The organism is Flavobacterium esculini, from assembly GCF_048284325.1.
Lineage (GTDB): Bacteria > Bacteroidota > Bacteroidia > Flavobacteriales > Flavobacteriaceae > Flavobacterium.
In genome coordinates this window covers 88,695-115,247 of sequence record NZ_JBLVPI010000009.1, presented here as the reverse complement: position 1 = coordinate 115,247, position 26,553 = coordinate 88,695, and the positions used below count along the sequence as shown (strand labels likewise).

25 protein-coding genes and 1 pseudogene are annotated in these 26,553 nt (G+C 33.6%); 7 read left to right on the top strand and 19 right to left on the bottom strand.

The window, feature by feature from the left end; genetic code table 11:
• Positions 1-29 precede the first annotated feature (29 nt).
• The 3 genes from ACNQGG_RS09775 to ACNQGG_RS09765 form a co-directional block, all read right to left on the bottom strand.
• Positions 30-545 (bottom strand): PAS domain-containing protein, encoded by a 516-nt coding sequence (locus tag ACNQGG_RS09775; RefSeq protein WP_417963476.1) that lies wholly within the window; start codon positions 543-545, stop codon positions 30-32.
• A 94-nt stretch (positions 546-639) separates the two neighbouring features.
• Positions 640-1,722, bottom strand: coding sequence for a DNA polymerase IV (dinB, locus tag ACNQGG_RS09770; RefSeq protein WP_417963473.1), 1,083 nt, complete (start codon positions 1,720-1,722; stop codon positions 640-642).
• Between the two features lie 56 nt (positions 1,723-1,778).
• Positions 1,779-3,860 carry a recombinase gene (locus ACNQGG_RS09765; RefSeq protein WP_417963470.1) on the bottom strand — a complete coding sequence of 694 codons (2,082 nt, stop codon included), beginning with the start codon at positions 3,858-3,860 and terminating at the stop codon, positions 1,779-1,781.
• 416 nt (positions 3,861-4,276) lie between these two features.
• Between ACNQGG_RS09765 and ACNQGG_RS09760 the strand changes: the two genes are divergently transcribed.
• A complete protein-coding gene (locus tag ACNQGG_RS09760) occupies positions 4,277-4,744 on the top strand; it encodes a CYTH domain-containing protein (protein WP_417963467.1) in 468 nt (155 codons plus the stop codon).
• On the opposite strand, the gene ACNQGG_RS09755 is transcribed toward ACNQGG_RS09760, so the two are convergent.
• From ACNQGG_RS09755 to ACNQGG_RS09735, 5 genes are all read right to left on the bottom strand, one after another.
• On the bottom strand, positions 4,745-5,227 hold the full coding sequence (locus ACNQGG_RS09755; protein WP_417963464.1) for a septal ring lytic transglycosylase RlpA family protein: 483 nt from the start codon (positions 5,225-5,227) through the stop codon (positions 4,745-4,747).
• A gap of 81 nt (positions 5,228-5,308) precedes the next feature.
• Positions 5,309-5,731 carry a hypothetical protein gene (locus ACNQGG_RS09750; RefSeq protein ID WP_417963461.1) on the bottom strand — a complete coding sequence of 141 codons (423 nt, stop codon included), beginning with the start codon at positions 5,729-5,731 and terminating at the stop codon, positions 5,309-5,311.
• Positions 5,732-5,879: 148 nt separating this feature from the next.
• Positions 5,880-6,914, bottom strand: a complete 1,035-nt coding sequence (locus ACNQGG_RS09745) for a fasciclin domain-containing protein (protein WP_417963459.1) — start codon at positions 6,912-6,914, stop codon at positions 5,880-5,882.
• Positions 6,915-6,977: 63 nt separating this feature from the next.
• Positions 6,978-10,328, bottom strand: coding sequence for an outer membrane beta-barrel protein (locus ACNQGG_RS09740; protein WP_417963457.1), 3,351 nt, complete (start codon positions 10,326-10,328; stop codon positions 6,978-6,980).
• Between the two features lie 333 nt (positions 10,329-10,661).
• Complete coding sequence (locus ACNQGG_RS09735) at positions 10,662-11,012, bottom strand: transposase (protein WP_417963454.1); 351 nt, start codon at positions 11,010-11,012, stop codon at positions 10,662-10,664.
• A 324-nt stretch (positions 11,013-11,336) separates the two neighbouring features.
• Between ACNQGG_RS09735 and ACNQGG_RS09730 the strand changes: the two are divergent.
• Positions 11,337-11,614, top strand: a pseudogene (locus ACNQGG_RS09730) (helix-turn-helix domain-containing protein); the annotation flags it as partial.
• A 909-nt stretch (positions 11,615-12,523) separates the two neighbouring features.
• Here ACNQGG_RS09730 and ACNQGG_RS09725 read toward each other — a convergent pair.
• The 3 genes from ACNQGG_RS09725 to ACNQGG_RS09715 form a co-directional block, all read right to left on the bottom strand.
• On the bottom strand, positions 12,524-13,180 hold the full coding sequence (locus ACNQGG_RS09725; RefSeq protein WP_035669162.1) for an aspartate kinase: 657 nt from the start codon (positions 13,178-13,180) through the stop codon (positions 12,524-12,526).
• Positions 13,181-13,287: 107 nt separating this feature from the next.
• Positions 13,288-13,647, bottom strand: coding sequence for a YraN family protein (locus ACNQGG_RS09720; protein WP_417963452.1), 360 nt, complete (start codon positions 13,645-13,647; stop codon positions 13,288-13,290).
• Between the two features lie 275 nt (positions 13,648-13,922).
• The gene (locus ACNQGG_RS09715) at positions 13,923-14,819 is read right to left on the bottom strand and encodes a S66 peptidase family protein (protein ID WP_417963449.1); all 897 of its coding nucleotides are present in this window, start codon (positions 14,817-14,819) and stop codon (positions 13,923-13,925) included.
• A 280-nt stretch (positions 14,820-15,099) separates the two neighbouring features.
• Between ACNQGG_RS09715 and ACNQGG_RS09710 the strand changes: the two genes are divergently transcribed.
• Positions 15,100-16,140: an endonuclease/exonuclease/phosphatase family protein gene (locus ACNQGG_RS09710; RefSeq protein ID WP_417963447.1), complete on the top strand. Its 1,041-nt coding sequence runs from the start codon at positions 15,100-15,102 to the stop codon at positions 16,138-16,140.
• A 41-nt stretch (positions 16,141-16,181) separates the two neighbouring features.
• Positions 16,182-16,721, top strand: a complete 540-nt coding sequence (locus ACNQGG_RS09705; RefSeq protein ID WP_417963444.1) for a 3-hydroxyanthranilate 3,4-dioxygenase — start codon at positions 16,182-16,184, stop codon at positions 16,719-16,721.
• 10 nt (positions 16,722-16,731) lie between these two features.
• On the opposite strand, the gene ACNQGG_RS09700 is transcribed toward ACNQGG_RS09705, so the two are convergent.
• Complete coding sequence (locus ACNQGG_RS09700; protein ID WP_417963441.1) at positions 16,732-16,911, bottom strand: hypothetical protein; 180 nt, start codon at positions 16,909-16,911, stop codon at positions 16,732-16,734.
• Positions 16,912-17,027: 116 nt separating this feature from the next.
• Between ACNQGG_RS09700 and amaB the strand changes: the two genes are divergently transcribed.
• Positions 17,028-18,575, top strand: coding sequence for an L-piperidine-6-carboxylate dehydrogenase (amaB, locus tag ACNQGG_RS09695; protein WP_417963439.1), 1,548 nt, complete (start codon positions 17,028-17,030; stop codon positions 18,573-18,575).
• A gap of 127 nt (positions 18,576-18,702) precedes the next feature.
• On the opposite strand, the gene ACNQGG_RS09690 is transcribed toward amaB, so the two are convergent.
• From ACNQGG_RS09690 to ACNQGG_RS09660, 7 genes are all read right to left on the bottom strand, one after another.
• Positions 18,703-19,197, bottom strand: coding sequence for a DUF6646 family protein (locus tag ACNQGG_RS09690; RefSeq protein ID WP_417963437.1), 495 nt, complete (start codon positions 19,195-19,197; stop codon positions 18,703-18,705).
• A 45-nt stretch (positions 19,198-19,242) separates the two neighbouring features.
• Complete coding sequence (locus tag ACNQGG_RS09685) at positions 19,243-19,968, bottom strand: metallophosphoesterase family protein (protein WP_417963434.1); 726 nt, start codon at positions 19,966-19,968, stop codon at positions 19,243-19,245.
• Positions 19,969-20,081: 113 nt separating this feature from the next.
• Positions 20,082-20,579 carry a 3-keto-alpha-glucoside-1,2-lyase-like domain-containing protein gene (locus ACNQGG_RS09680; RefSeq protein ID WP_417963431.1) on the bottom strand — a complete coding sequence of 166 codons (498 nt, stop codon included), beginning with the start codon at positions 20,577-20,579 and terminating at the stop codon, positions 20,082-20,084.
• Complete coding sequence (locus tag ACNQGG_RS09675) at positions 20,534-20,968, bottom strand: hypothetical protein (protein WP_417963428.1); 435 nt, start codon at positions 20,966-20,968, stop codon at positions 20,534-20,536. The genes ACNQGG_RS09680 and ACNQGG_RS09675 overlap by 46 nt, the downstream gene beginning before the upstream one ends.
• A gap of 455 nt (positions 20,969-21,423) precedes the next feature.
• Positions 21,424-22,563: an ATP-binding protein gene (locus ACNQGG_RS09670; protein ID WP_417963425.1), complete on the bottom strand. Its 1,140-nt coding sequence runs from the start codon at positions 22,561-22,563 to the stop codon at positions 21,424-21,426.
• Positions 22,564-22,629: 66 nt separating this feature from the next.
• Positions 22,630-23,391: an SDR family NAD(P)-dependent oxidoreductase gene (locus ACNQGG_RS09665; RefSeq protein WP_417963423.1), complete on the bottom strand. Its 762-nt coding sequence runs from the start codon at positions 23,389-23,391 to the stop codon at positions 22,630-22,632.
• 104 nt (positions 23,392-23,495) lie between these two features.
• A complete protein-coding gene (locus tag ACNQGG_RS09660) occupies positions 23,496-24,368 on the bottom strand; it encodes an aldo/keto reductase (RefSeq protein WP_417963421.1) in 873 nt (290 codons plus the stop codon).
• A gap of 212 nt (positions 24,369-24,580) precedes the next feature.
• On the opposite strand from ACNQGG_RS09660, the gene ACNQGG_RS09655 reads away from it, so the two are divergent.
• Both ACNQGG_RS09655 and ACNQGG_RS09650 read left to right on the top strand, forming a co-directional pair.
• Positions 24,581-25,585, top strand: a complete 1,005-nt coding sequence (locus ACNQGG_RS09655) for an AAA family ATPase (protein WP_417963419.1) — start codon at positions 24,581-24,583, stop codon at positions 25,583-25,585.
• An 80-nt stretch (positions 25,586-25,665) separates the two neighbouring features.
• Positions 25,666-26,529, top strand: a complete 864-nt coding sequence (locus tag ACNQGG_RS09650; RefSeq protein WP_417963417.1) for a DUF58 domain-containing protein — start codon at positions 25,666-25,668, stop codon at positions 26,527-26,529.
• Positions 26,530-26,553 lie beyond the last annotated feature (24 nt).

Sequence of the window (26,553 nt, the reverse complement as noted above, 5' to 3'; positions counted from 1 at the left end):
TTTCTAATTTTTAGAGAGGTTTTTTCGTTTTATGCTGCTTTCTCAAAAGCTATGTAGTGGCTTAACTGTCCTTTCAAGTTGAAAATAGGAAATCCTTTTATCAAACAAGTATATCGCTCTCCATTCTTTTTATAATTCATGACTGTTTTCTCAAAAGGTTCTTGAAGCGCTATAGCATTCCGGATTTCATTCGAAGTAACCAAGCTAGTTCCCTCACCTTGAAACATCTTAGGACTTTTACCCAAAACTTCAGCAGACTCATAGCCACTCATTTTTACTATATTATGCGAAGCAAAAACAATAGTCAGTTTAATATCCGTTACAATTAACACTTCCTCATTGAGTCTTATTTTTAAATCCAAGTTATCACAATCCCATTTATTTTGAACAGCAATAGAGTTGAGTTTATCCAAATCCAGAAAAGAATTCTTTAGTTCCTGTAAAAATTCGTGATGGAAATCCCAAGAAAAAACGGGTAGTTTTTTTACGTTCAAGCAACTGTGATACTTGGCAATAGCTCCATCATATTCCTGAAAATTACTCATGATATTTTGTATTAAAAACCAAATGTAAATTTATTTATAAAAACAAAACTACAAATTTTAGACTTTAACCATTGTTGAACGTGTCTATTATTAATTAAAAATCAAATTTTAACTGCACTACAACAAATTTCTTCTCTTCTGTATTTAAATTACTTAATGAAATCCCAAGTAGCCGAACGGAATCTTTCATCCGTTCTTGATACAACAGTTCTTTTACTACTTCTACTATTAATGCTTTATCAGAAATAAAATAAGGCAAAGTTTTGCTTCGGGTTTGTTGCGTGAAATCACTGTATTTTATTTTCAAAGTGACTGTTTTTCCTGCGATATTGTGTTTCTTCAACCTTCTTTCTAATGCACCGGCAATAGTTTCAAGCTGTTCTAACATATAAATTTCAGAAGAGAGATTAACATCGAAAGTGTGTTCTGCTGCAACTGATTTTGTAATTCGATTTGATTTCACTTCACTATTATGAATCCCTCTCACAACATTATAATAGAAATTTCCTGACTTCCCGAAATGTTTCTCTAAAAATTCCAATGATTTACTTTTTAATTCTACTCCGGTAAAAATTCCAAGTTGGTACATTTTTTCGGTGGTAACTTTTCCAACGCCATGAAATTTTCGAATGGGTAATTCTTCCAGAAATGAAATAACTTCATCAGGATTAACCGTTTTTTGTCCGTTGGGTTTATTATAATCACTGGCGATTTTAGCCACAAACTTATTGACTGATATTCCAGCAGAAGCTGTTAAACCTACTTCATTAAAAATGCGCTGTCTTATTTCCTGTGCCAATAAAGTAGCGCTAGGATTCCCTTTTTTGTTATTAGTTACATCTAAATAGGCCTCATCGAGTGACAATGGTTCCACCAAATCCGTATAGTCATGAAAAATTTTGTGAATCTTAGTTGAAATCTCTTTGTATCTATCAAATCGGGGTCTTACAAAAATGAGTTCGGGGCAATTTTTCTTGGCCATTACACCACTTATAGCACTCCGAACACCAAATTTTCTAGCCTCATAACTCGCCGCCGCAACAACGCCACGGTTTTCAGAACCTCCTACAGCAATAGGCTTTCCTCTCAACAACGGGTTGTCCATCTGCTCCACCGAAGCATAAAAGGCATCCATGTCAACATGTATGATTTTTCTATTTGGAATTAATTCCTGCATATTAAACTAATTGTATACCCAATCCTATTTTTCGAATGGTTTACTATATCCCAAAATTATTTTTGTTCTTCGGTACTTAAATAATTCTCGACTACTACCGATTTGTTTTTCTTTTCGGTAGGAAAGAAAAAACTGAATGGACATGATTTGAAATGATTCCAAATGGAAATCGTGACAAAGCGCAACTCAAATAATGAAATGGCTCTCGAACGAAATGCCAGACCTAATGACAGGCTAAAACTTACCATAAAGTTAACCAAACCAATAATACCAATTCCAAAAACACCCCAAAATAACATCGAGTCACTCACAGCATAATTTGCGCCGTATAATGCCAAGGCCAGATTTCCACTACCAAAAGTAATATGTCGAATATCCAGATTCAGCCCTAAAAACAAACCAATAGATGCTGTACTTCCCATGAATATACCAAACCAAAAATTAGAAACAATTCCTGCCCATCTTTTCTCATATAGTTTTGCTAATTTAATCGTCCTGTCTTTTCCTAAACTTCTTTTCAGCAAAGGATGTTCCGTTATCCTGAAAAAAACCTGATTGTGTTTATCCCTATTAGCAATACTTCCCGAAATAATTCCGGATAAAAACAAAAATACTCCGGCAATAGCTGCATGAAGAATCGCTAAGGAATGTATCGGACTTAAATCAATCAGTAACGATTCCCATTTAGTCGCAGTAATATTATAATGCAGCGTATAATCAATCAGCCAAACACCAAGTAACGAAACCGGAAATGCCATAATCACATTTCCTACAAATGCTATAAACTGAGAGCGAAAAACGCGTGCAAAAAGGATAGCAAAAGCTCTATATTTTTCGGCATCTTTACCTTGTTTTATTACTCCTTCCTCCAACGCTTTTATCAAAGCCGAAGCAGTCATGGCGGGTTGCTTTGTAGCCAATGTAAAACCCAACAAATAAATCGCAATAAATCCAAAAGCATAGTTCATGCTATAAAGAAAAGCATGTCCAAAAAAACTCGTATCAGCTTTAGAAAGCAAGACTTTAATGACACACATTATTCCAACAATAAATCCTCCACCAAGTGCTGTCCGGAACATTTTAAAATACTCCTTTCGGCTTTCCGTAATATAATGTTCTCCTGTTTTAGCCGTATGTTGCGTTATTTCATAAGAAATCAGTTGGGTACTTTCACTAATAAATTTTCGAACATTATTTTTATAGCAATTGTATTTAATTAAGTGCAACGCCAATGCTATTCCGTTGCTCTTTTTATCGTTCTCTTTATCTACAAGTAAAAGCGGAATTAAAAATTTTAACCGTTCTAATTGTTGCCTGATTTTTAATAAATTTTGGTTTACCCGAAGTGAAATTCCATATTTTGAAGTGTTGTGAAATGCTTTATCAACAAACTCTTCACATTGCTTATGCAAAACCAATAGTTGCGCATACGATAAATCATTCGACTTGATAAAATGCTTTTCATAATTTTTAATTTTGTCTTCAATTTGAAATAATTCCTTTTCAAAAGCCGAGAAAGGACTTTCATAATCATCAAATTCCGGTACCATTTTGATAACATCCGTTTCCATGGCACGACCGCTAATTCGCTGTGTAATTAAGTGCATTCCAAATAACAATTCTGACAAAACTGAATTGGGTTCCGTACTTTCATAAATAGATTTGAATTTTAAAAGACCATACAACTCTTCTAATTGTTGTGAGGGTATTCTATTAATCCAAATCGTGTCATCGTCTCGATAAAAAACCTGATTGAGAATATATTCTAATGTATTTTTTTGTGGCTGATATGGCAAAAATTTAGCGAAAATCCTTTTTTTAACTTCAAAAACAAAATCAACATCTTGCAAAATAGCTGCATCCGAAAGAATCTTATTGAACTTTTTATCTTTTAAAATTTCTTTGATGTAAATGGAGAACTGTTTTCGAATACCATAATTGTCCTTTAAAAAAGAAAGGATTTCTTGTAAATCAATACTTTCCAGATTTTTAGTTTTCAAAGGGCGGATTAACCGAATTAACTCCACTAAAGGCTCTAAATCATCTTCCTTCTCGCGCCAAAACTGACTTTCATCAAAAAAATTAGTTAATAATCCAGCTGGAGTTAATTTGGGTTTTACTTTGAAAAATAATTTCATTATTTGGCTCAATTTTGGTAAAAATACAAATTGACCCACCAACTTTCATTAAGTTAATCATAAATAAATGATTATAGAAGTACTTTCAAAAAACTTAATGTTGCACGTAAAATTCGGTTAAAATCCAAAACCATATCCTTCTCTATCGTCTATTGTATGAAAAAAAATTAGCGTAAGCAATTATAAACCCTTCTGAAAGAGATAAAATTAACCATAGGAAAATATTTGATATCTTTGAGGCAAGAGATTAGCCCAGATAGAAATGAAAATCTTCGATTGAAAAAAACTATTTTTTCTTTTAAAAAAAGAGCGACCCAGAAGCTCCTTTTTTTAAAATAGAAAAAAAGTTTTATGATTGAGAAATTGAAACGGATAGCTGGAAATTGCTACAAATACTTAAACGACGCAACAAAAAAATGATTGAAATAGAGAGAAAATATTTGGTTAAAGACGATTCGTTCAAGGCAGCCGCTTTTACTCAAAACCGTATTACACAGGGCTATTTGAGTTCGGTTCCAGAACGCACGGTTCGGGTTCGAATAAAAGGAGAAGAGGGATTTTTGACTATAAAAGGAATTTCAAATGAATCGGGTTTGTCCCGTTTTGAGTGGGAAAAAGAAATCCCTTTTGAAGAAGCTAAAGCATTACTGCTTTTATGTGAAAAAGGTGTTATAGATAAAACGCGATTTGAAGTCAGATCAGGCAATCACATTTATGAAATTGATGTTTTTTATGGAGATAATGAAGGATTGATTATTGCTGAGATTGAACTGGGTTCTGAAACCGAAACATTTGAAAAACCAAGCTGGTTAGACGAGGAAGTGACCGATGACAAGCGTTATTACAATTCTTACTTAAGTAAAAATCCTTATAAAAACTGGTAATTAATTATTCAACACTGCTATTGTCACCTTCATTCCTCCGTCATCTTTACGTGAAGCGATATCTTTAAAAGCTCGTTTTGACAAATCTATTTCTCTTGACCTTACAAATGGACCTCTATCAGTAATTTCTACAATTACTGATTTACCATTAGCTTCATTTGTTACTTTCACTTTTGTACCAAAAGGGAGTTTTTTATGTGCTGCAGTATATTTATTATTATCAAATTTTCTTCCGCTCGTAGTTCTTTTTCCATTAAACTTATCTGCATAATAAGATGCATGTGCCTCTTTTTTATAGATTTTGAACTTCCCTAATGAAATAATTAAAGAGTCTAATTTATCATCTTGTTGTTCAACTGCTATTTTAGTCTTTTTGAGAGAGTCTCTTTGAATGGTAGATCTTTGTTTATCGGAGATTGAACTTTGACTGTTAACTAAGCCAATAATTGCCAGTAAAAAAAATAATGTTATTGATTTTTTCATTTATACCTTTTTAGTTAAATCTATTTTACAAAAACCATACCCAGATAAAAAAAGCTCTATTTCTAGAGCTTTAATTGATTTTTAAAACCACATTGACCATGGAATTCTACTTAGAATAAGCAATAATCCTAAACCATAAAAAATAGAAAATGTTTTGAATTTTGACTCGCTATCAGTTAATTTTTTATGTTTTGACCATCCTATTGTAATCAAAGTAATTGCAATAATATTTATTAGCGGATGTTCCAATGACGTTAAACGCAACGCTTTATCTGACATTTGTCCTAATGAAGCAAACCCTAATGGTGAAACAAAATATAAAATTAAACCAATCAATAATTGTGTATGAGTCCCTATAAGACCAAATAATGCTATTTTTCTATCTTTTGAAGTAAATTCTTTTTTAGAAGACATTCCAATAAAAGAATTAACAACGGCAACTACCAATAATAAAAGTGCTAAATAAGCCCAACCGGAATGAAATTTTTGAATAAATTCGTACATAAATTGTGTTTTTGTTTTAACAAATATAATAAAAAAAGGCATAAAAAAACCACTTATTGCTAAAAGCTAAAGTGGTTTAATAATTAATATTTATAAATAACAGCCCAAAATAAATTTTAGGCAGTTTATAAAAATTTAGATTATAGTCTTACAAAAATGGTTGTAATACTTTATCTATTACTTGAATTACTCCATTAGTACCTTGAATATTAATGATTTTAATTGTACCATTGCTAGTTGCTACAATATCTTTAATTTTAACTGTACCCAATAAAATTGTAAATTTATTCGGAGTATATAAAGTTGTAACAGAAACATCAGCAGTTGCAGAAGAAGAAGTATAAGAAGTAACTGAACTTGCTGTTTTATTACCACTTTCTAAATGATATTTTAAGATGTTTGTAATTTGAACATCTGTTTTACCAACTAAATAACCTCCAGTTGCTTTAGCTGCAGCAAACGCATCATTGTTTGGCGCATAAACAGTAACAGCTGCAGATCCAGTAGCAGCGTTTAAAATAGCCAATACTGACGCTTGTGGAGTAGTTGTAACGACACCTAATAAAGCAGATAAACTTGGATTTGCAGTTATTTGGTTAACAATTGTTGGCAATTTTAAAACTGCATCAATTACATGTACAATACCATTACTAGCTTCAATATCCGCAGTAGTAACTTTAGCACCGCCATTTGTTGCACCACCGTTTAATAAAACGTCAGCGGTTGGTTTACTAACAAACAAATTTAAGTTTGCTCCTGTTGTTGCAGTAGGAGTTGTTTTGATAAATGCAAATGTTTTAGAGTATCCTGCAGCTAATAAATCATTCGATCTAGTTCCAATTCCAATTACATGATTTTGCAAAACTAATTTTAAATTAGCAATTGCAGCATTATCAGCTGGAACAACCATAGCATTGATACTAGCACTTGTAATACCTGCAGCAGTAAAAGCAGCATTTGTAGGAGCAAAAACAGTGTATGATCCTGGGTTACTCAATGTAACATCTAAACCTGTTTTTTTTAATGCATCCACTAAAATACTGAAATTAGCTGGGTCAGCTTTTGCAATTTCAACTATTGATTTCAACTTTACTACTTCTTTTGTATCGTCAGTACAAGAAAACGTCATTAGAGCGACCGATAAAATTGTAAAAAAATATAGGATTTGATTTTTAATTTTCATGATTATTTAATTTATGATTATATACTAATTGTCTATTTTTAATGTCTTTGTATTATTAATATTTTATTTTCCAAAAGTGTATCTTAAAGTAAATTGAGCTTGCCAAACATCAGAAATTGATGCATTCTTTTGGAAAGTATCTTTAGCTAAAAATCTTTTTCCTTCATTATCCGTTTGTAACGCTAAAGTATAAAAAGGAGTGTAACTATTAGAACTACTTGGTGCTTGAGCTACTGCCAATATATTTGTTGCTGTCGCTCTCTGAGATATACCCCAATTACGGTTCAATAGGTTTGTGAAATTTAAAACATCCGCTCTAAATTGGAAACTATTCTTTTTACCAGCAATTTTCACAAAGAAATCTTGAGTTACAGACAAGTCTACTCTGTGTAACATTGGTAAAATATTTTTATTTTTCGCAACATAGTGCCCTCTATTAGAAGATAAATAAGGATCTTGATCAATGAATTTATCAAACGCTTCTTGTTGTTGCGCCTCTGTGTATAATACAATAGAAGAACCCCCTAAGTTTTGAGAAATTGGAGAAAAACGCATATCTGAAGCTTTGTTAGGTACAAAAAGTAAATCATTACCATTTATACGATCTCCATTTAAATCTCCACTATATGTATACGAAAATGGACTACCTTGCTCGCCAATGTAACCTAAGTTAATTGAAGTAGCTGCTCCAGCTTTATCGCCGTATTCAATTTTATACCCTACAATACCCACATATCTATGAGGAGTGTTGTTATTAGATAAACCTAATGGTAAGTCATTATTTCCATTTACCGATCTTGCGCCTGTCCAAGTTCCTGATGCAGTAGAACCTGCAGAAAGTAAATCATTAGCTTGTGAATGCGTATAAGAGAATGAACCCCAAAGTCCTTTTCTATAAGGATATTCTAACTTGAAAGTTGTAGAATAAAAATATCCTTTGTTCGTATTATTAAGAACAATTGCATTAGAAACATTATTATTAACACGCACTCCGTTGTCATTTCCTGCGAATAAAGGTCTATTATCCGGACCGCTTATTGTTCCAACTGGATTTTCAAAGTTAGCATTATAATACCCTACTTCATTGATGTTTTTGCTAAAAATACCTTCAACTGTACCTACAAAACCCAATGGCAATTTTTGATCAACTGCAACAGTAGTTTTCCACACTTGTGGGAATTTGTATTTTTTATCCGTAAAAGCTAAATCAAATGTTGATGGAAGCGTAGGCGTCGCTGGTGTAAAATATTGAGCTGGATTTGCTGTAAAACCATAACCACCAGTCCCTACCGCTGCATCGCTTACATCTACAATCCCTGTAAGTACTCCATTATTTCCTATTGCATTAGATAAAAATACAAGAGGTGGTCTTCCTGTAAAAACTCCTGAACCTCCTCTAACTTGTGTAGTGGCATCTCCAGTCACGTCCAAATTAAAACCAAATCTTGGTTCAAAAAGGTATTGTGTATTTGGCATATCACCTGTATTCAATTTTTGACCATTAGCAAAGCTCATGTTAGTTACTGCAGTATTTTCTATAGCAGTATTTTCAAAAGATACTCTTGTTGCTCTAACACCTACTGTAAGTTTAAGTTGATCACTCACTTTGAACTCGTCTTGTACATAAACATCAATTTTATCAGATTTTAAAATCTGTAATGGCTCTACACCTCCAGGCAATGCTGAATATCTGAATTGAGTTCTAACAGGTAAGTTAGAAACTGAAGGTGCTCCATTTAAAGCGATTGATTCATTGGCAGCATTATAGAATTCATCTAAAGAGTTGAATATAAATACCCCATTTGAGCCTGAGAAAAATAAATTTTCAGATTTGAAATGCTCATAATTTACACCAAACAATAGTGTATGTTTTCCTAAATATTTTGTTACATTATCAGTAAAATGTAAAGTAGAATAATTTAATTTATTTCCTTGAGTAAAAGGGTCTAAACCTACAGACATAAGTGTTAAATTTCCTGTTGAATAACCAGTAGTCGGATCCGCATTAGGCTGACCATTTTTGATATCAATTGTAGGAAATAAACCTCCACCTTGCAAACCTCTATCCTCAATTTGTTTATCATAACCTGCAATAAAATTATTACTCCAAGTTGACGATAATTTACTGTCTAATTGAACAACAATAGAACGAGTATTATCTTCTACCACATAGCCACTATTTTTAAAAGACATTGCATTAACATTTGTTCTTCTATTACCAAATCCTAATGAATTAGAATTAGATGTCAATTCATCAGAAGATGAATCATGATGAACATAACGAACAGAAAATTTATTATCATCATTTATGTTCCAGTCAATTTTAGCAAGGAATTTTTTTGAAATTTTGACAGCATCATAATTCTCCCAAGGTCCAGTACCGTAATTAAATTTATCCTTCATAAAACCAGAAAGGGTTTGCATTTGGGCATAAGTAGGTGCTGAAACCTGAGTACCCCCATTAGGAGAGTTCGTAGAAGTCCATGTTGTTGCAGGACTTGTATTATCAATAGTCTCAAAATTTCCGAAGAAAAACAATTTATCTTTGATTATTGGAGCGCCAATTCTTGCACCCCAGATTTTTTCATTAAAAGTAGCAGGCGCTATTCTTAACTCTCCCGCTTTTGTTCCAATAAAATCTTTTTTGTTACTTCTGAAAGAGTTATAAACTGACCCTTCTATTTCATTCGTTCCACTTCTGGTAACTCCATTGATTCCTGTACCCGTAAAACCAGATTGGCGAACATCAAATGGCGCTATACTTACTTGTAACTGTTCAATAGCATCCAAAGATATTGCTGTAGAACCAGTTCTTCCCCCTGCTTGTGCATCAGAACCAAGACCAAAACCATTATTAAAAACTGAACCATCAATGGTAAAATTATTTAATCTTGAATCTTGTCCTCCAAAAGAACCTCCACCACCAGCATTAGCATTGTATTTTGTAATTGAATTAATAGATCTGGCACCAATTACTGGCACAGCATTAATCTGTCTGTTTGAAAACTGTTGCGAAGCTCCGGTTCTTCCTTTTGAGAAAACACCGTTTGACTTAGTTTTAGTTATAACAACTTCTTGAAGTGAATTTACTTCGTCTTCAAGCAAAACGTTAATAGTAACACTATTTCCTAAAGGAGCATTAACCTCAGTAATTTCTGCTTGCTTATATCCTACATAAGAAACCTTAACAACGTAAGGTCCCCCTGGTCTAATTGCAGGAATAGCATAACCCCCAGAAAGATCTGAACTAGTATTATACTTTGTGCCTGATGGCTGGTGAATCACTTGTATGGATGCACCTGTAAGTTTTTTTCCCGAAGTTGATTTTACCGTACCAGAAATCCCTGAGGTAGTAACCTGGGAATATCCGATTACCGACAGAAAAAAAATAAAAAGAAATGTAACTTTTTTCATTTTTTGTTTAATTTATTAATTTTTAGCAAAATTATAACATTTAAACCGCATACTGTTATGAAAACGTTAAGAAAATACTTTAAAACCATAATTTTTACTTTAAAGTGATTATTGCAAATTCATTGTTAAAAAAGAATATAATTGCTATTTTTATATGATTATTTTTATTTATATAATAAAAATATTACAACGCAATTTATACGAAAATGAAAATTATATCAAACGTATATAATATATAGTCCGAATTTTATCTAAAAAACACATAACTATATCCACAGATACTCATTACCTTTTTTTTGCTTGTAGCTTTTACGACATTAGTAATGAAATCTTTTACATCTTCCAATGAATTATAAAATTTATTAGGGAACTCTCGTTTGTATTTTGCCCACATTTTTCAGCGGGATTAAGTTCCGGACTATATGGTGGTAGAAAAACCAAAACAATATTTTCAGGAATGATTAATCTTTTAGCCTTATAAAACCTTCCTTTATCCAGCACCATTATTTTTCCTTTTTTGAAATGACTTTTGCGGGCTACTTTTATATTTGATTTAAAATTCCTGATGCAGTAAGAAAGCAATGTGTTATAATTGAAAGTCTTCCCTGATTTTTCAATGCAATCTTTAAGTACAACATAGCCTTGAAGTCCATTTTGAGGGTTGTTGAGTTTTGTTTCCAACATATTGTGTTCAATGATATTAAAGGCCGACGGCTTAAAGCCTGTTTTTTTGATACTTCATCAGACCCTAAACTCCAGCATTAAGGTATTATGTTCTCCAATTCAGAACGCTATTAGGGTCAACCATCGTTAATTTAGCAACCTCACGTTAGAAATACCCGCTTTTTCATTTTGCTTCAAAATCAGCAGAACTCACAAACGTTGACCAATAAATAGAATAGATTCTTTGAGCAGATTTTTTATTTCTTTTTCGGTTTCCTTAATTACCACAATTTTTCCATGTGCCATAATTACTATTATAATATAGTCCAAATTTAATATATACCAATTATAAAGTACGATTTGGTTCGGAATTATGTGGCAAAGTTAATTCATGTACGTTTAGCAATTCACGACAATCATCTAATAAAATTTTAAAAGAGAATTCAGGTAAAACCACCGAGTTAGTCAGTGACCGATTGATTCATGAAGCGAAGATTTTATTAAAAGAAACCGATTAGAACGTTTCGGAAATCGTGTATTCACTGGGTTTTGAAGAGCTGGTACATTTTTCTAATTTTTTCAAAAAGCAAACGGCATTATCACCGTTGTCTTTTAGAGTTTAAATTCTTTAAATCTACGTGCCAATTTATTATTTTCACACAGTTTTTGCAGATTCAGCAGATTTCTATTCTGCCTTTAACAATTGCTTATTGAATAACAACACATTTAAGCACCTAAACCAGTCAACTTTAAATGAACTTACATTCTTTATATGTTCAAAAAATCATGATTTAAATTTCGCAAACTCTGGATTGATATTTACAATTGGCTAGCGTTACTACTTCACTAATTTTACTGTATTAATTTAAAACAACTATTTAAGACGGAATCAAAAAGAAAAAAATAGCATTAGTAACAGGAGGAAGTTCAAAATGTAACAACCGCTTTAAAAACCTTTCGATACTGAAAAATTTAATTTTTTTAATTAACAATGCGGACGTTGGTGTTCACGAAAGTTTATTAAAAACAACTACAGCTCAATTTGATGATTTAGTTAATACTCAATTCAAAGGGCCTTTTTTCTAACTCAAAAAGCGTTGCAAATAATGAGCGATTGCGGCGGAATTGCAAATATTTCATCTGGTTTGACTCGCTTTCCATTTCCGGAATTTGGTGCTTATAGGTGCGATGGAAACATTGACAAAATACCAAGCTAAAGAATTGGGAGAAAGAACGATGCAACCAAACTTTCAAAAATACTTCTTGAACATTTTCTTCTGCTAATTGTTTTGACTTGAGGAGACTTATACTAACCTCTTAATTGCTCAAAGAATTAGCAAATATATAAAAATATTATTCGCATCTATTTCTTTGAGTAAAAACGGGTTTTAATTTACTCACAAATCTTTAGAGATAAGTAGTATAACCATAATGAAGAATGGATTCATTATGCCTGAAAAATTAGACTTGCAATAAAAAAGCTTCCAGTCTTTAAAAAAGGCTGGAAGCTTTAAAATATAGAATAATAAATATTAATTCTTTAGATCTTTAATTACTTTAAAAGCAACATCCACTTCGTTTTCGCTTACTAAAATGGTGAATTCGTTTGAAGTCGAAATTACTTCGTTGATGATAATTCCTTCCCAAGCCAAACGTTGGAAAATGAAATAGTAAATTCCTGGAACAACGATATTTTCTTTAGGTAATTTTACGGTTATCGAAGCCAGATTATCCAGTTTTTGAATCAATTTTTCGTTGGCAAAATGTTTGTCAACCAAATGGTTTATTGTATTACTCACCACGATATTAGTTTCATTTACGCCTCTTGATGAGGTATAGAAAATATCTGGAAAAGCATTCAAATCGGTAATTAATTCAGCTTGTTTGTTTAAAACCGTATCTGATGCTGCAAAAGTATAATCGGTTAGTTCAGAGCGAACTGTGATTTCTCCAATATTTTTTATTACTTTATTGATTTTATGATTTAATCTAAAATCCAACTCTTCCGTAAGTCTTTTTAGAGACATAACAACTGCTCCTTGTTTTACTTCTTTACCAAATTCTGATTCCAATTCAGTCATTATATTCCGTGATAAGGAAGTCAAATTAATGATTCCAAGAGATAAAGCATTTAATAGAAAAGGCTTTGTTTTGATGTAATTTTCTACAATGGATGAAACAGTTTTCATAATGTATTAGGTGTTTTTACGTAGTTTTTACTTAGTTAGAGTGTCAAAAATCTTTGCAAAGATAGATAAAAAACAATTTGTTACAAATATAACATTACTTTTTTTTGTTAAAAATGATAAAAAGCATCTATAAGGTGTTCAATTACAAAAGATTTGCCTTCTTTATGGATGGCAATAATGTCAAAACGGACTTCTACGTCTAAATCGCTCTTACTTACGTAAGCATCTACCGCCTTTACCAGAAGCTGTATTTTTTTGGGTTTTACAAAATCTTGGGGTAAACCAAATTCTAGGGACGAACGGGTTTTTACTTCAATAACAGCTAGTGTGTTTTCTTTTTGAGCAAGAATGTCAATTTCGGCTTTTTGAAAAGTCCAATTCATTTCCAGGATAGTATAGCCGTCTTTTTGCAAGTATTCTACCGCCATTTCTTCTCCAAGTTTTCCCAGTTCGTTGTGTTCAGCCATAAAAAAGTATTCAGTGTTCAGTCGCAGTTTTTAAAACCTCTGTAATCAATCCCGACGCTTCGGGACGTTAATCAACAATCTAAAATCAAAAAAAGTATTCAGTGTTCAGTCGCAATATTCAGTTCGTAAACCTCTGCAATGAATCCCGACGCTTCGGGACGTTAATCAACAATCAAAAAAAGTGTTCAGTCGCAGTATTCAGTTCGTAAACTTCTGCAATCAATCCCGACGCTTCGGGACGTTAATCAAAAATCAAAAATCAGAATTTAATTTTTTTACTCAAAAACTACGCTGCTGGAATTTTTGTCCAAATGCAAAGTCACTTTATTCCCTAAAATCAATGCTCGGTTATCATGAATATGTCCTGCTGGGAAATTATAAATAACCGGAATAGTATACTTTTTAGTAACATCTTCTATGATTTCAAGGGCATTTTTGCCCCAAGGAATGTCATTGTCTTTCATTTTTGACATCGAACCAACTATGATTCCCTTAATGCTTTCTAAACAACCGTTGCGTTTTAAGTTCATCATCATACGATCAATGTGATATAAATACTCATCTAAGTCTTCTATAAACAAGATTTTATCAGTGCAATCTATTGCTGATTTTGAGCCAAATAAACTATACAAAATAGATAAATTACCGCCAACCAATTCACCGGAAGCATCACCCAATCGGTTCATTATATTTGGTTCAATTGTATATTTTAAAGATTCACCAAACATGGCAATTCGTAAAGTTTCAATGGCTTTAGGTGTTGCTTTTGGGATACTTATGGGCATAATGCCATGTATAGATTTGAAACCCATTGTATTCAAATGATTGTGTAAAACGGTTACATCACTAAAACCAATAATCCATTTTGGATGCTGTTTAAATTTGGCAAAATCCAATAAGTCAATCATTCTCACCGTACCATAACCACCGCGCACGCACCAGATTGCTTTGATATTTGGATTGTCTAATTGTTCTTGAAAATCAGCGGCACGCTGTTCATCCGTACCCGCCAATTGATTATCATCTAAACCAATACTTTTCCCAATAACAACTTCCAGTCCCCAACTGTGTAATAAATCTATAGCTGGTTTCAGGTTATCGTCTATGTTTTTTCTGGCTGTTGCCAATATGGCTATGGTGTCTCCTTTTTGTAAAATTGGTGGTGTAATCATTAGTGTGTTGGCTTGAGAATTGAAAGATTGGAAAACAAAAATAAGAAATAGGAATTTATATGAAATAAAATTTCTGTTGATAAAAGTAAATCGGGTAGCATGCATATTCTTTGCTTTTTCTAAAACAAATATAAGCAATTACAAAATAGTTTTAAGTTCCGTCTTCAAATGACTATTTTTACAATAAACGACACCATTAGGAATCACATTTATGATCAAAAATAAATTTATATGTATAAGAATTCCCCGCCTCATTTTATTGTTGTTTTTGTTTTTCCCAATGATAAAATCGGACGCTCAACAAAAGAATTATGTGATTCATACCGTTGCGTTCTATAATTTCGAAAATCTATACGATACAATAAATGATGCGAATACTCGAGATGATGACTGGGTTTATTCGTCAAGCTATTATAGGAAAAAAATTAGTAACATAGCAAGAGTCCTTTCAAAAATAGGAACAGGAGAGAATCCTAATTCGCCAACAATTATAGGTTTGGCAGAAGCTGAAAATAGAAATGTTTTGGAAGATTTAATCAAAGATCCTCAAATAGTCAATAAAGATTATGGAATAGTACATTTTGAATCGCCAGACAGAAGAGGTATCGATTGTTCTTTTTTATATCAAAAGAAATATTTTAAACCTACCAGCTATGCAAACATTCCATTGCTAATCTATGAAAAAGACACAAAACCAATTAAGAGAAAAATACTGGAAGATGATAAAGAGGATAGTAATGAACCAGATCAAACAACAAAAAGAATTTACACTAGAGATCAAATCCTGTTAACAGGATTTCTTGATGGAGAAGAAATAAATTTTATAGTAAATCACTGGCCTTCAAGACGAGGAGGGGAAGCTATAAGTAGCCTATTAAGAGAAAAGGCTGCTGCATTGAATGTGAAAATCATTGATTCTTTGCAAAAATTAAATCCAAATGTTAAAGTAATTACTATGGGCGACTTAAATGACGGGCCTTTTAATACCAGTTTAAAAAAGGTTCTTAAAACAAAAGCAAATAAAAACGATGTCCAACTTTTAGGAATGTATAACCCAATGGAAAGCATCGCCAAAAAAGGAATCGGAACTATTGCTTTTCGGGACGCATGGGATGTTTTTGATCAAATAATACTGACGGAATCATTAATAAGAGCCGATTATTCGACCTATAAATATTGGAAAGCAGGCATTTATAATGCTCTATTTATGGTTCAAACAACAGGACAATATAAAGGGTATGGTTTAAGAAATACACCAACTGTTCCAGGATTTAGTGACCATTTTCCAGTTTATATTTATTTAATCAAAGAAAAAAAATAGCGTTTTTTATTTCATAACTTTACATTTAAAATTTAGAAAATATGGCAATAGCAAAACCTTTCAACCTTAATAAATGGATTGATGAAAACCGTCATCTGCTGAAACCACCCGTTGGAAATAGAAATTTATACAGAGAATCCGGTGATTATATCGTGATGATTGTTGCAGGTCCAAACGCCCGAAAAGATTATCATTATAACGAAACCGAAGAATTATTTTACCAACTCGAAGGTTCTATAAAAGTAATTATTCAGGAAGATGGTGAGCGCAAAGAAATGGAACTTCATGCCGGCGATATGTATCTTCATCCTGCTAAGGTTCCGCATTCTCCCGTTCGTTCGGAGGGTTCAATAGGTTTAGTGATTGAAAGAAAAAGAGTTGGAAAAGGTTTTACGGATGGATTGATTTGGTTTTGTGACAATTGCAATCATAAATTACACGAAGTCTATTTTGAACTGCACAATATCGAAAAAGATTTTCTGCCGCATTTCGAACATTTCTATAATTCAGAAAAGTTGAGAACTTGCGAAAAATGCGGGGCTGTAATGGAAACTGATCCTCGATTTGTTGCCAAAAAATAATTTTCAGGAGCTATTCCCGCTGTACGTTATATCTTTCTAGTCCTGAACTTGTTTCAGAATCCTGAAACAAGTTCAGGACTAGAAAGGATGCCACTCCCATCGGGGCTAAAAACGGGATGCGAGGTACTTTGTCCAAACCAAGAAAAAAATCTCTTGCGATTACTGCTTTATAAGGGTTTTTAAAAGGCATATTACGCAAAAATAATTTAACTGTAAAGCAATAAATTAAAGAACCAATCTTTTAATATTTCATCTTAAAATAATATATTTGTAAAAAATATAACAATTTTTAATAAAAAAGTTACAATGATAACAATAGCAAATCGATTTGGAATAAAAGAAGCCCTAGAACAATTAGGAATTGTAGCCATAAATGAAGGAACATCAACCGGAGCAGACAATTTTGCAAACGGAAAAATAATCGAAAGCTATTCTCCGGCAGACGGTACTCTAATAGGAAAAGTGAAAACTTCTTCTACAGAAGATTATGAAAAAGCAATGCAAAAAGCCTCGGAAGCGTTTTTAGAATGGCGTATGGTTCCGGCTCCCAAAAGAGGCGATATCGTTCGTCAGATGGGAGATGAATTAAGAAAATTTAAAGAACCTCTGGGAAAACTCGTTTCTTATGAAATGGGAAAAAGCCTTCAGGAAGGATATGGTGAGGTTCAGGAAATGATTGACATTTGTGATTTTGCTGTGGGTTTATCCCGCCAGTTGTATGGATTGACAATGCATTCTGAACGACCAATGCACAGAATGTATGAGCAGTATCATCCAATAGGAACTGTTGGAATTATTTCGGCGTTTAACTTCCCGGTAGCCGTTTGGAGCTGGAACGCAATGATAGCTTGGATTTGTGGCGATGTTGCAATTTGGAAACCAAGTTCAAAAACCCCTTTATGCGGTGTTGCGTGTCAGAATATTATAAAAAGCGTTTTAGAAAGAAATAATGTTCCCGAAGGAGTGAGTTGTTTAGTAACAGGAAATGAATCCGGGGATTTAATCAATAATGATAAAAGAATTACGTTAGTATCTTTTACAGGATCAACAAGAATTGGGCGTCACGTATCTAAAACAGTTGCAGAACGTTTTGGAAATACAATCTTGGAACTGGGAGGAAACAATGCAATTATTGTTTCGGAGCATGCTGATATCAGTATGGTATTGGTTGGGGCAGTTTTTGGTGCGGTAGGAACAGCGGGACAACGTTGTACTTCCACCAGGCGTTTAATCATTCACGAAAGTGTGTATGACAAAACCATAAGCGTATTGAAAAGCGCATACGGTCAATTGCAAATTGGAAATCCATTAGACGAAAACAATCATGTTGGGCCACTTATTGACAAAGGAGCCGTTCAGGATTATTTGGATGCGATTGAAAAAGCAAAACTAGAAGGCGGAAAAATCATTGTGGAAGGTGGATTGATGGAAGGCGAAGGGTACGAAAGTGGTTGCTACGTAAAACCATGCATTATTGAAGCCGAAAATCATTTTGATATCGTTCAAACGGAAACCTTCGCTCCTATTTTATACGTAATGAAATACTGTACAATTGAAGAAGCCATTGCATTACAAAACGGAGTTCCGCAAGGGCTTTCTTCTTCTATTTTTACCAATAACATGAGAGAAATGGAATTGTTCCTTTCTCAATCCGGTTCTGATTGTGGAATTGCGAATGTAAATATTGGTACTTCAGGAGCAGAAATTGGCGGTGCTTTTGGTGGTGAAAAAGAAACGGGTGGCGGACGTGAGTCAGGATCTGATGCTTGGAAAGCCTACATGCGAAGACAAACGAATACCATCAACTACGGTGCAAAATTACCATTGGCACAAGGAATAAGATTTGATTTGTAACATAACAAAAACAATCATAAACTAAAAAAGACAACTTGAAATTTAAATTTCAAATTGTCTTTTTTTATTAAGAATTGCTACGCGAACTCAACAAAAAATCTTTTTTATTTTTTTGATTAAAACCGTTCTACATGTTAAACGAAGCACCAATATTAAAAGTAAATTGGTTGTTTAAATGATTAAAAGTTTCAGAATTACTATTGTATTTTGCTATTGGGAAACCAGCTTCAGAATAAATACCAAAACCTTCCGAAAAGAAATAGCGCATTCCAACATGTCCGCCAAAGTTTCTAAGTCCCAGATTTAATCCTGGATAAACATCTAATTTCTCATCTATTTTCAGAACGTTTCCTAGATTAGCATTAATTCTAAATTTAGCATCGAAACGATCTTTGAATTCTGGTTTTTCACCTAGAACTTCATTTACGCCCAGTAAATAAGACCCAACGAATCCATAAGATAAGTTTTCGCCAATTCCAAAATCACTAGATACTTGAATTCCAGTTCCGCCATCTTGAATATTAGCGCCTAAATTAAATTTTGCATCACCTTTTCCTGTAAAAGCTTGTGCGTTTATCAAACTAAATGACAGCAATAATGCCAATGTAATAATCTTTTTCATACTCTTGAAATTTAATAATTTCTTACAAAAATAGTTTTTTTTAAACTAGTTCCTACCTTTTTCGTTTGTATATAAAGTCATCAAAGGTTCACTTTGCCAGTATTCTTTTGAATCGACATCCATAATAGTTAAGGGACCTTTGAAAGCAGCACCAGTATCTAAATTCCAAACGCAGGCCATTTGAACAGGAACAGTTTTTCCAATTCGAGAAACAGGTGTGTGTCCAATGTAAATTTCGTCATACAATGTAAATCGTTTGGGATAAAACACATCATCTGGTTTCATAGTTTTATCCAAAGCCAGAGCAGTTTCCCACAAGGTTCTGTCCCAATAAAAAAGTCCTGGAAAATATTCAAAATTGACACCATTCATATTCGTAAAGCCCGCATGAACAAACAAACGATTTTGTTCATCAAGATGAAAATTATCCAGTGACTGAAGGAATTCAATGTGCTTTTGCTTGGTTTCTGCATCGACTGTTTCATAAGCAATAACCGTTGCTTCGCCTCCGTGCTTGTACCACATCAGATTGTCGGTACTTTTATTAAGCCATTCCAGCAATAAATCATCATGATTCCCGCGAATACAAATACAGTTCTGTTTTTTTTGTAATTCAATTAAATAATCAATTACCTGTGGGGATTGACTCCACCCATCAACATAATCTCCCAGAAAGATTAAGGTGTCTTTTATAGTTACATTGGCTCTTTCCATAATTTGGTGCAGCGCATGCAAACCACCATGTATATCGCCTATCACGAGTGTTCTCATTTCTTGTAGTCTCAATTAATTTATATACAAAAATAGCAGAAAAAACGGTTTTATTTTATAATTTTTGGTTTAAACCCGAGCATCCGAAATGGAAAACAAAAGAGACCGATTTCTTAAAAATATTTTTTGAACTCATTAGGCATTTCGTTAATTGGTTTTATCATTACCTCTTTGTAAAATACTTCTCCGGCTTCGCTTTGTAATTGTATTTTCCCTTCAACTAACGGATTGAATTTGGCACCATCCCAAAAACGAGAGTTTGCCAGCACCATTACCACATGGCCATTTACAATATGAAGACTTTTCCCTTCAAAACATACCAATTCTACTTCGGTCCAACTTCCCATCGGACTTTCATAATTGTTTTTTCGGGTGCAATAACCGGTCCTTTCTGTATGGGTTCCAAAGGGTAAAAAAGACTGATTTTCATCGGCTATGGAACTCATCACTCCTTCTGAAGCGAACGCTTTTATATCGATGGCAGCATTGGCAATATTCCAATAATCACCAAAATGTCCTTCCATAAACTGAAACTCTTGTGATACCATCCATGCTTTCCAATAATCTACGCCAGCTGGACCTTGTGAATGATACAATACACTGGCGTCCACCAATTTATCCGTTCTGGGTTCCCATTTTTTAGTTCCCCATTTAACTTTAAGTTTAGGCGGTAATTTTTATAACTGTTTTTGGTAAAAACACAACCGTAATATTCTCCGGAAACTCTTAAAACGGGAACATTATTTTCTTGGATTACAGTAAAAACTCTAGCTTCATTCTTGTTATAGCCAATGGGTTCAATAGCTTTCCCTTCACTATCTACAGGGACTTGGCCATTGTAATTGTTTTTATGTTTATAACTCAAATACATATCCCATTGACTGAGATTTGAATCTAGAAGATTGGTCCAATCCTTGTTTTTTGAAGTCTGTGCAAAAAGTTCTAAGGTTGTGGAAAAAAGGAGTATGGAGCAAAAAAATAATTTAATGATGTTTTTCATTTTACGGTTGATTTTTCATAATTTATAGGGTTTGGCAAATATTCTGATTCAATAAATTGATGCGATTTGGATAAATGTATTGAATTCAAATATATTGTTTATTAACAATATAAAGACGGGTTCAAGTTTTGCGTTTAGCACAATTCTTTTAAATAATTAGGGCTTGAATAAGCTAAATAATTAAGTTATTTATTTGAAATACAAATTATTAATGTAAATTGCAGTATAAAAATTAGGGTTTCCGTTTGACGAAAAAATCACTATTTTTGGTGATAGTTTGATAAAATATTTTAGGTTATTTTTACAAAAACTTTAAAACGTATAAGATGAATGCAGTTTTCGCTTTGTTGCTTCTATTGACCAGTTTTATATGTCAAGTGATAAATGAATTCCTAGTTTGGTTAGCGGCTTTGTGGTCTTAAACTATCTGGAGGAATCAATAGTTCATTTAACTTTCACTGTACATCATATTTCATCTTTCTCAAAATCCGTAACGCTTCTTTAAAGGACAAATACACTTGTGTAAAAGGTTTTAACAGTAGTTTGGCGTCAATCAGTTTTTGTTTGGCTTCTTCAAAACCGTTGAGGTAACAAATCATGAAAGTGGAAGGTAAGTTCTCTAAATCTTTCCGCTCTCTTTCGGATAACGAAAGTCCTTTTTGGAGTTTGTTCAACAAAGTAATATTGGCATTGTAAATATGGAATAATAGTTTCTTATTGAATTCCGGCGGCTGAAAAAGCATTTCTCTTTCAATTTTGTAATAGCCATTGTCATGAAAATGAATGGTTTGTTTTTCTAAAGGATAATAACTCGTTTTATCATTCAAGCCCAAGGGAACATATTCGATAATCGTAAAAGTATCTTCATCATAAATGATTTCGACAACATCCTGAGCCGAGTAAAACAGCTTAATTTGTTCGTTTATCAGTTCAATATCCACACGTGATAAATAGGTTTTATCACGAGATTTTTTTGCAATTCCGGCCCAGCAAATCACAAACAATTCCTTGAATACTTTATATTTTGGCGACATGTCTTTGTGCCTGAAATTCATAAAATCAATGACACCGTCCAGTGTGTATTCGATGCTGTTTCTAGAATTGTTTTCAATACCAATAACGGTTTCCGTGTTCTGGTAATTCTTTTCGATTTCGCCTTCGACCGGCATGGTGTTACTGCCTCGCCTTATAAAAACGCTGTTGGCAGGAATGGTATGAATTCCTTTTTTGAAATGAGACGTTTTGCTTTTGGGTTTGATGGTTACTAACCCTATAACTTTATCCTTTGGCAAATTAGGGAAAGGGACATTTTCGTATTGAATTTTGGGTGAATTTTCCAGATAGGCATTCACTAAATTCTGAATCCGGCTATCATCAAAGAAATCATCGCCAACAATAGTATTGTCTTGATCTTCAACGCCCACCACAATATAGGAATTGTTAGTGGGATTTGAATTGGATAAGGCACAAATGTGTTTTAAAAACTTAGCTTTTCCCTCTCGGGTATGCAAATTCAATTGCCGTTTTTTGTCATAAAAACTGCTCTCATCATTGTGAGCGAGAAGGTTTTTAATAAGAATGCGTTTATTGATCATTTGCAATTATTTACTTTTTTATTATTAAACTATTCAATTTTAGAAGATTTTCCAAAATCGAACAGTCTAATTGTCTAAAGATCTTTTTAAAATAGTCGGAGAAGCTTGCGCAGTTGGAAATACAATCAAATCGGCAATATTCACATGATACGGCCGGGAAACTACAAAATGAATAATGTCAGCAATATCTTCAGGCTGTAAAGGTTCAAAACCTTCATAAACATTAGCCGCTTTGGCTGCATCACCTTTAAAACGCACTTCACTAAATTCCGTTTCTACTGCCCCCGGATGAATGGCGCCGACACGGATTCCATACGGATTTAAGTCCATGCGCATGGCTTGGTTCAGGGCGTCAACGGCATGTTTTGAAGCACAATATACATTTCCGTTTACATACACTTCTTTTCCGGCTATAGAACCAATGTTGATAATATGACCTGATTTTTGTTCAATCATTCGCGGAATTATAGCTTTCGAAACATACAATAGCCCTTTTACATTGATGTCAATCATCGCATCCCAATCGTCTAAATCTCCATTTTGGATAGCATCCAAACCATGCGCATTTCCGGCATTATTAATTAAAACATCAATTTTGGAAAACGTTTCCGGCAAGGAGTTGATATTCTCAAAAACGGCCTTTCTATCCCTAACATCAAATGATAACGTATGGATTTCAGTAAATTCCGAAAGCTCTTTCTGGAGAGCAATTAATCGGTCTTCACGGCGTCCACAAAGAATAATTTTATAATTATTCTTTGCTAATATTCTCGCTGTTGCTTCTCCAATTCCGCTTGTTGCACCAGTTACAAAGGCTATTTTATTCATTGGTTATAATTTCAATTTGGAGATTTTGACTCTTAGATTTCACGATATATTATTTCACAAATCTGTTTTTATATATTTAATTTCAGAAAAACTGAAAACTGTTTTTAAGGTACATTTTTTCCCATACTTTCTGACCAAATAGCAAACCAATCTTCATGTTCTAATTCTAATTCAACGGCTTTCATCAATGCCTGAATTCTTGCAACATTAACCGTTCCTGCAATAGGGATGACTTGGGCAGGATGTTTTAAAATCCAGGAAAGTAAAATCGTATCAGAACCCAAATGGTATTTTGAAACTAATGTTGCCAATAATTTTTTAAGTCTATGTGTTTGCGGAATGTCTTGCCTAAAAACGCATCCTAATGGATTCCATGACATGGGACGAATGTTGTTCGTTTGCATATAATCAAAGCTTCCGTCAAGCATAGGTTCGAAGTTGGTAGCCGAAAATTGGACTTGATTGTAGCTGATTTCAGTTTTCTGACGAATCAATTCGGTCTGCGAAGAAGTGAAATTAGAAAGGCCAAAATCGATAACTTTCCCATCTGATTTTAGTTTCAAAACGGCTTCAGCAATTTCATCTACCTGCATCAAAGGACTTGGTCTATGCAATAAAAAGACATCAAGATAATCCGTGTGTAAATTTTTTAAGGAATTTTCAACGGACCAAATAATATGATTTTTCGAATAATCATAATGTTTTATGGTGTTTTTACGATTTTCCGTTACCATTTGGATACCACATTTGGATATCAGTTGTATTTTTTTTCGGCCTATTTTACTGGAAGCAAACGCTTTTCCAAACTCGGATTCGGTGGTGTAATCTCCATATATATCGGCATGATCAAAAGAGGTTATTTTGTTTTCTAAACAGATATTAATCATGTTTTCCATTTCTTTGGTATTGAGATTTTTATCCCAAATTCCCCAATTCATGACACCAGCAACGATAGGTGATAATTTTGTTTTACTCATGGTTTTTATTTTTTATTGAAATGCGCAATTCTTCGAATTCAAAGCATATTTTTCAAAGTTCTTAAAAATAGGTAAATTGTATCATAATTCGTCCTTAAAATTAAGGGTTTGGTCGAAGTTTTAACCATTTTTTAACATCTTACGTCTAAAAAAAAATTCAATTTGCACCATCAAAACGAAGACATTAAATTCAAGGTTTTAAAAATAATAAAATGGAAGAAAATACAGCGACTTTAGACATTAGAGCAATCAATGAAAAAATTGAAAGAGAGAGTGCTTTTATAGACCTTCTCACCATGGAAATGAACAAGGTTATTGTGGGTCAGAAGCACATGGTGGAGCGTTTATTAATTGGACTTTTGGGTCAGGGTCACATTTTGCTAGAAGGAGTTCCAGGATTAGCAAAGACATTAGCGATAAATACTCTTTCACAAGCTGTTCAAGGATCTTTCAGCAGAATACAATTTACTCCTGATTTATTGCCTGCTGATGTTGTTGGGACAATGATTTACAACATCAAACAAAATGAATTTTCGATAAAAAAAGGTCCTATTTTCGCTAATTTTGTCCTTGCCGATGAGATTAACCGTGCGCCAGCCAAAGTGCAATCGGCATTATTAGAAGCGATGCAGGAAAAACAAGTGACTATTGGTGATACTACTTTCAAACTGGACAGACCATTTTTAGTTTTGGCTACGCAAAATCCAATTGAGCAAGAAGGAACGTATCAATTGCCTGAAGCTCAGGTCGATCGCTTCATGTTGAAAACGGTTATTGATTATCCAAAAATGGAAGATGAGCGTTTGGTGATTCGTCAAAACCTGAAAGGAAGTTACGAAAAAGTAAATCCTGTGGTTTCAGTAGAACAAATTTTACGTGCACAAGAAGCGGTTCGTGAAGTTTATATGGATGAAAAAATAGAAAAATACATTCTTGATATTATTTTCGCCACACGTTACCCGGAGAAATATAAATTGGCTGATTTGAAACCATTAATCAGTTTTGGAGCTTCGCCACGTGGAAGTATCAATTTAGCGAATGCCGCAAAATGTTACGCTTTTATCAAACGTCGCGGATATGTAATTCCAGAAGACGTTCGTGCTGTAGTTCATGATGTATTGCGTCATAGAATTGGGGTTACCTATGAAGCTGAAGCCGAAAATATTACTTCAGTGGATATCATTAACAAAATCGTAAACGAAGTAGAAGTACCTTAAAAATAGTTTTCAGTTTTCAGTCGCAGTTTTCAAACTATATTGTCAACTGCGACTGAAAACTGCGACTGAAAACTAAAAAAATGGATACAAAAGAGCTTTTAAAAAAAGTACGAAAAATAGAAATCAAAACCCGAAGATTGAGCGATCACATCTTTTCAGGAGAATATCATACCTCTTTCAAAGGACGCGGAATGACGTTTAGCGAAGTGCGCCAATACCAATACGGAGATGATATCCGTGCAATTGATTGGAATGTAACCGCACGTTATAATGAAGCACACGTGAAGGTTTTTGAGGAAGAGCGTGAATTGACCATGATGCTAATGGTTGATATTTCGGGTTCGGAAAGTTTTGGTTCGAAAAACCAATTTAAAAAAGATATTGTTACGGAGATTGCCGCAACAATGGCTTTTTCGGCGACTCAAAACAATGATAAAATTGGTTTGATTTTGTTTTCGGATGAAATCGAATTGTACATACCCCCTAAAAAAGGAAGATCACACGTATTGCGTATTATCCGGGAATTGATAGAATTTCAGCCTAAAAGTCGTAAAACTGATATCGCCCAGGCCTTGAAGTTTTTATCTGGAACCCAAAAAAAGAAAGCCATCGTATTTGTGATTTCTGATTTCATGTCGGAAGAGTACGAACAAACATTAAAAATAGCTTCAAAGAAACACGATATAACGGGCATCAGAGTGTACGACATTCGAGAAGAAAAAATGCCAAATTTAGGTATGGTTTCCATGCTTGATGCTGAAACTGGAGCAATCGAACTGATAAATACCGGTTCAAAATCAGTGCGAATGAACTATGAAAAACAGTATCATGATAAAGTAAACTATTTTAAAGAAACATTTAGCAAATCAGGTTCAGGTGTTGTAAATACAAGAGTTGACGAAAGTTATGTCACTAAATTATTAGGCTATTTTAAATCGAGATAAATCCTCTCCCAGTCTCCCCAAAGG

Coding starts and splice junctions, on each gene's coding strand:
- ACNQGG_RS09775 (WP_417963476.1), bottom strand. CDS start 545: ATGAGTAATTTTCAGGAATATGATGGAGCTATTGCCAAGTATCACAGT.
- dinB (WP_417963473.1), bottom strand. CDS start 1,722: ATGCAGGAATTAATTCCAAATAGAAAAATCATACATGTTGACATGGAT.
- ACNQGG_RS09765 (WP_417963470.1), bottom strand. CDS start 3,860: ATGAAATTATTTTTCAAAGTAAAACCCAAATTAACTCCAGCTGGATTA.
- ACNQGG_RS09760 (WP_417963467.1), top strand. CDS start 4,277: ATGATTGAAATAGAGAGAAAATATTTGGTTAAAGACGATTCGTTCAAG.
- ACNQGG_RS09755 (WP_417963464.1), bottom strand. CDS start 5,227: ATGAAAAAATCAATAACATTATTTTTTTTACTGGCAATTATTGGCTTA.
- ACNQGG_RS09750 (WP_417963461.1), bottom strand. CDS start 5,731: ATGTACGAATTTATTCAAAAATTTCATTCCGGTTGGGCTTATTTAGCA.
- ACNQGG_RS09745 (WP_417963459.1), bottom strand. CDS start 6,914: ATGAAAATTAAAAATCAAATCCTATATTTTTTTACAATTTTATCGGTC.
- ACNQGG_RS09740 (WP_417963457.1), bottom strand. CDS start 10,328: ATGAAAAAAGTTACATTTCTTTTTATTTTTTTTCTGTCGGTAATCGGA.
- ACNQGG_RS09735 (WP_417963454.1), bottom strand. CDS start 11,012: ATGTTGGAAACAAAACTCAACAACCCTCAAAATGGACTTCAAGGCTAT.
- ACNQGG_RS09725 (WP_035669162.1), bottom strand. CDS start 13,180: ATGAAAACTGTTTCATCCATTGTAGAAAATTACATCAAAACAAAGCCT.
- ACNQGG_RS09720 (WP_417963452.1), bottom strand. CDS start 13,647: ATGGCTGAACACAACGAACTGGGAAAACTTGGAGAAGAAATGGCGGTA.
- ACNQGG_RS09715 (WP_417963449.1), bottom strand. CDS start 14,819: ATGATTACACCACCAATTTTACAAAAAGGAGACACCATAGCCATATTG.
- ACNQGG_RS09710 (WP_417963447.1), top strand. CDS start 15,100: ATGATAAAATCGGACGCTCAACAAAAGAATTATGTGATTCATACCGTT.
- ACNQGG_RS09705 (WP_417963444.1), top strand. CDS start 16,182: ATGGCAATAGCAAAACCTTTCAACCTTAATAAATGGATTGATGAAAAC.
- ACNQGG_RS09700 (WP_417963441.1), bottom strand. CDS start 16,911: ATGCCTTTTAAAAACCCTTATAAAGCAGTAATCGCAAGAGATTTTTTT.
- amaB (WP_417963439.1), top strand. CDS start 17,028: ATGATAACAATAGCAAATCGATTTGGAATAAAAGAAGCCCTAGAACAA.
- ACNQGG_RS09690 (WP_417963437.1), bottom strand. CDS start 19,197: ATGAAAAAGATTATTACATTGGCATTATTGCTGTCATTTAGTTTGATA.
- ACNQGG_RS09685 (WP_417963434.1), bottom strand. CDS start 19,968: ATGAGAACACTCGTGATAGGCGATATACATGGTGGTTTGCATGCGCTG.
- ACNQGG_RS09675 (WP_417963428.1), bottom strand. CDS start 20,968: ATGAAAAACATCATTAAATTATTTTTTTGCTCCATACTCCTTTTTTCC.
- ACNQGG_RS09670 (WP_417963425.1), bottom strand. CDS start 22,563: ATGATCAATAAACGCATTCTTATTAAAAACCTTCTCGCTCACAATGAT.
- ACNQGG_RS09665 (WP_417963423.1), bottom strand. CDS start 23,391: ATGAATAAAATAGCCTTTGTAACTGGTGCAACAAGCGGAATTGGAGAA.
- ACNQGG_RS09660 (WP_417963421.1), bottom strand. CDS start 24,368: ATGAGTAAAACAAAATTATCACCTATCGTTGCTGGTGTCATGAATTGG.
- ACNQGG_RS09655 (WP_417963419.1), top strand. CDS start 24,581: ATGGAAGAAAATACAGCGACTTTAGACATTAGAGCAATCAATGAAAAA.
- ACNQGG_RS09650 (WP_417963417.1), top strand. CDS start 25,666: ATGGATACAAAAGAGCTTTTAAAAAAAGTACGAAAAATAGAAATCAAA.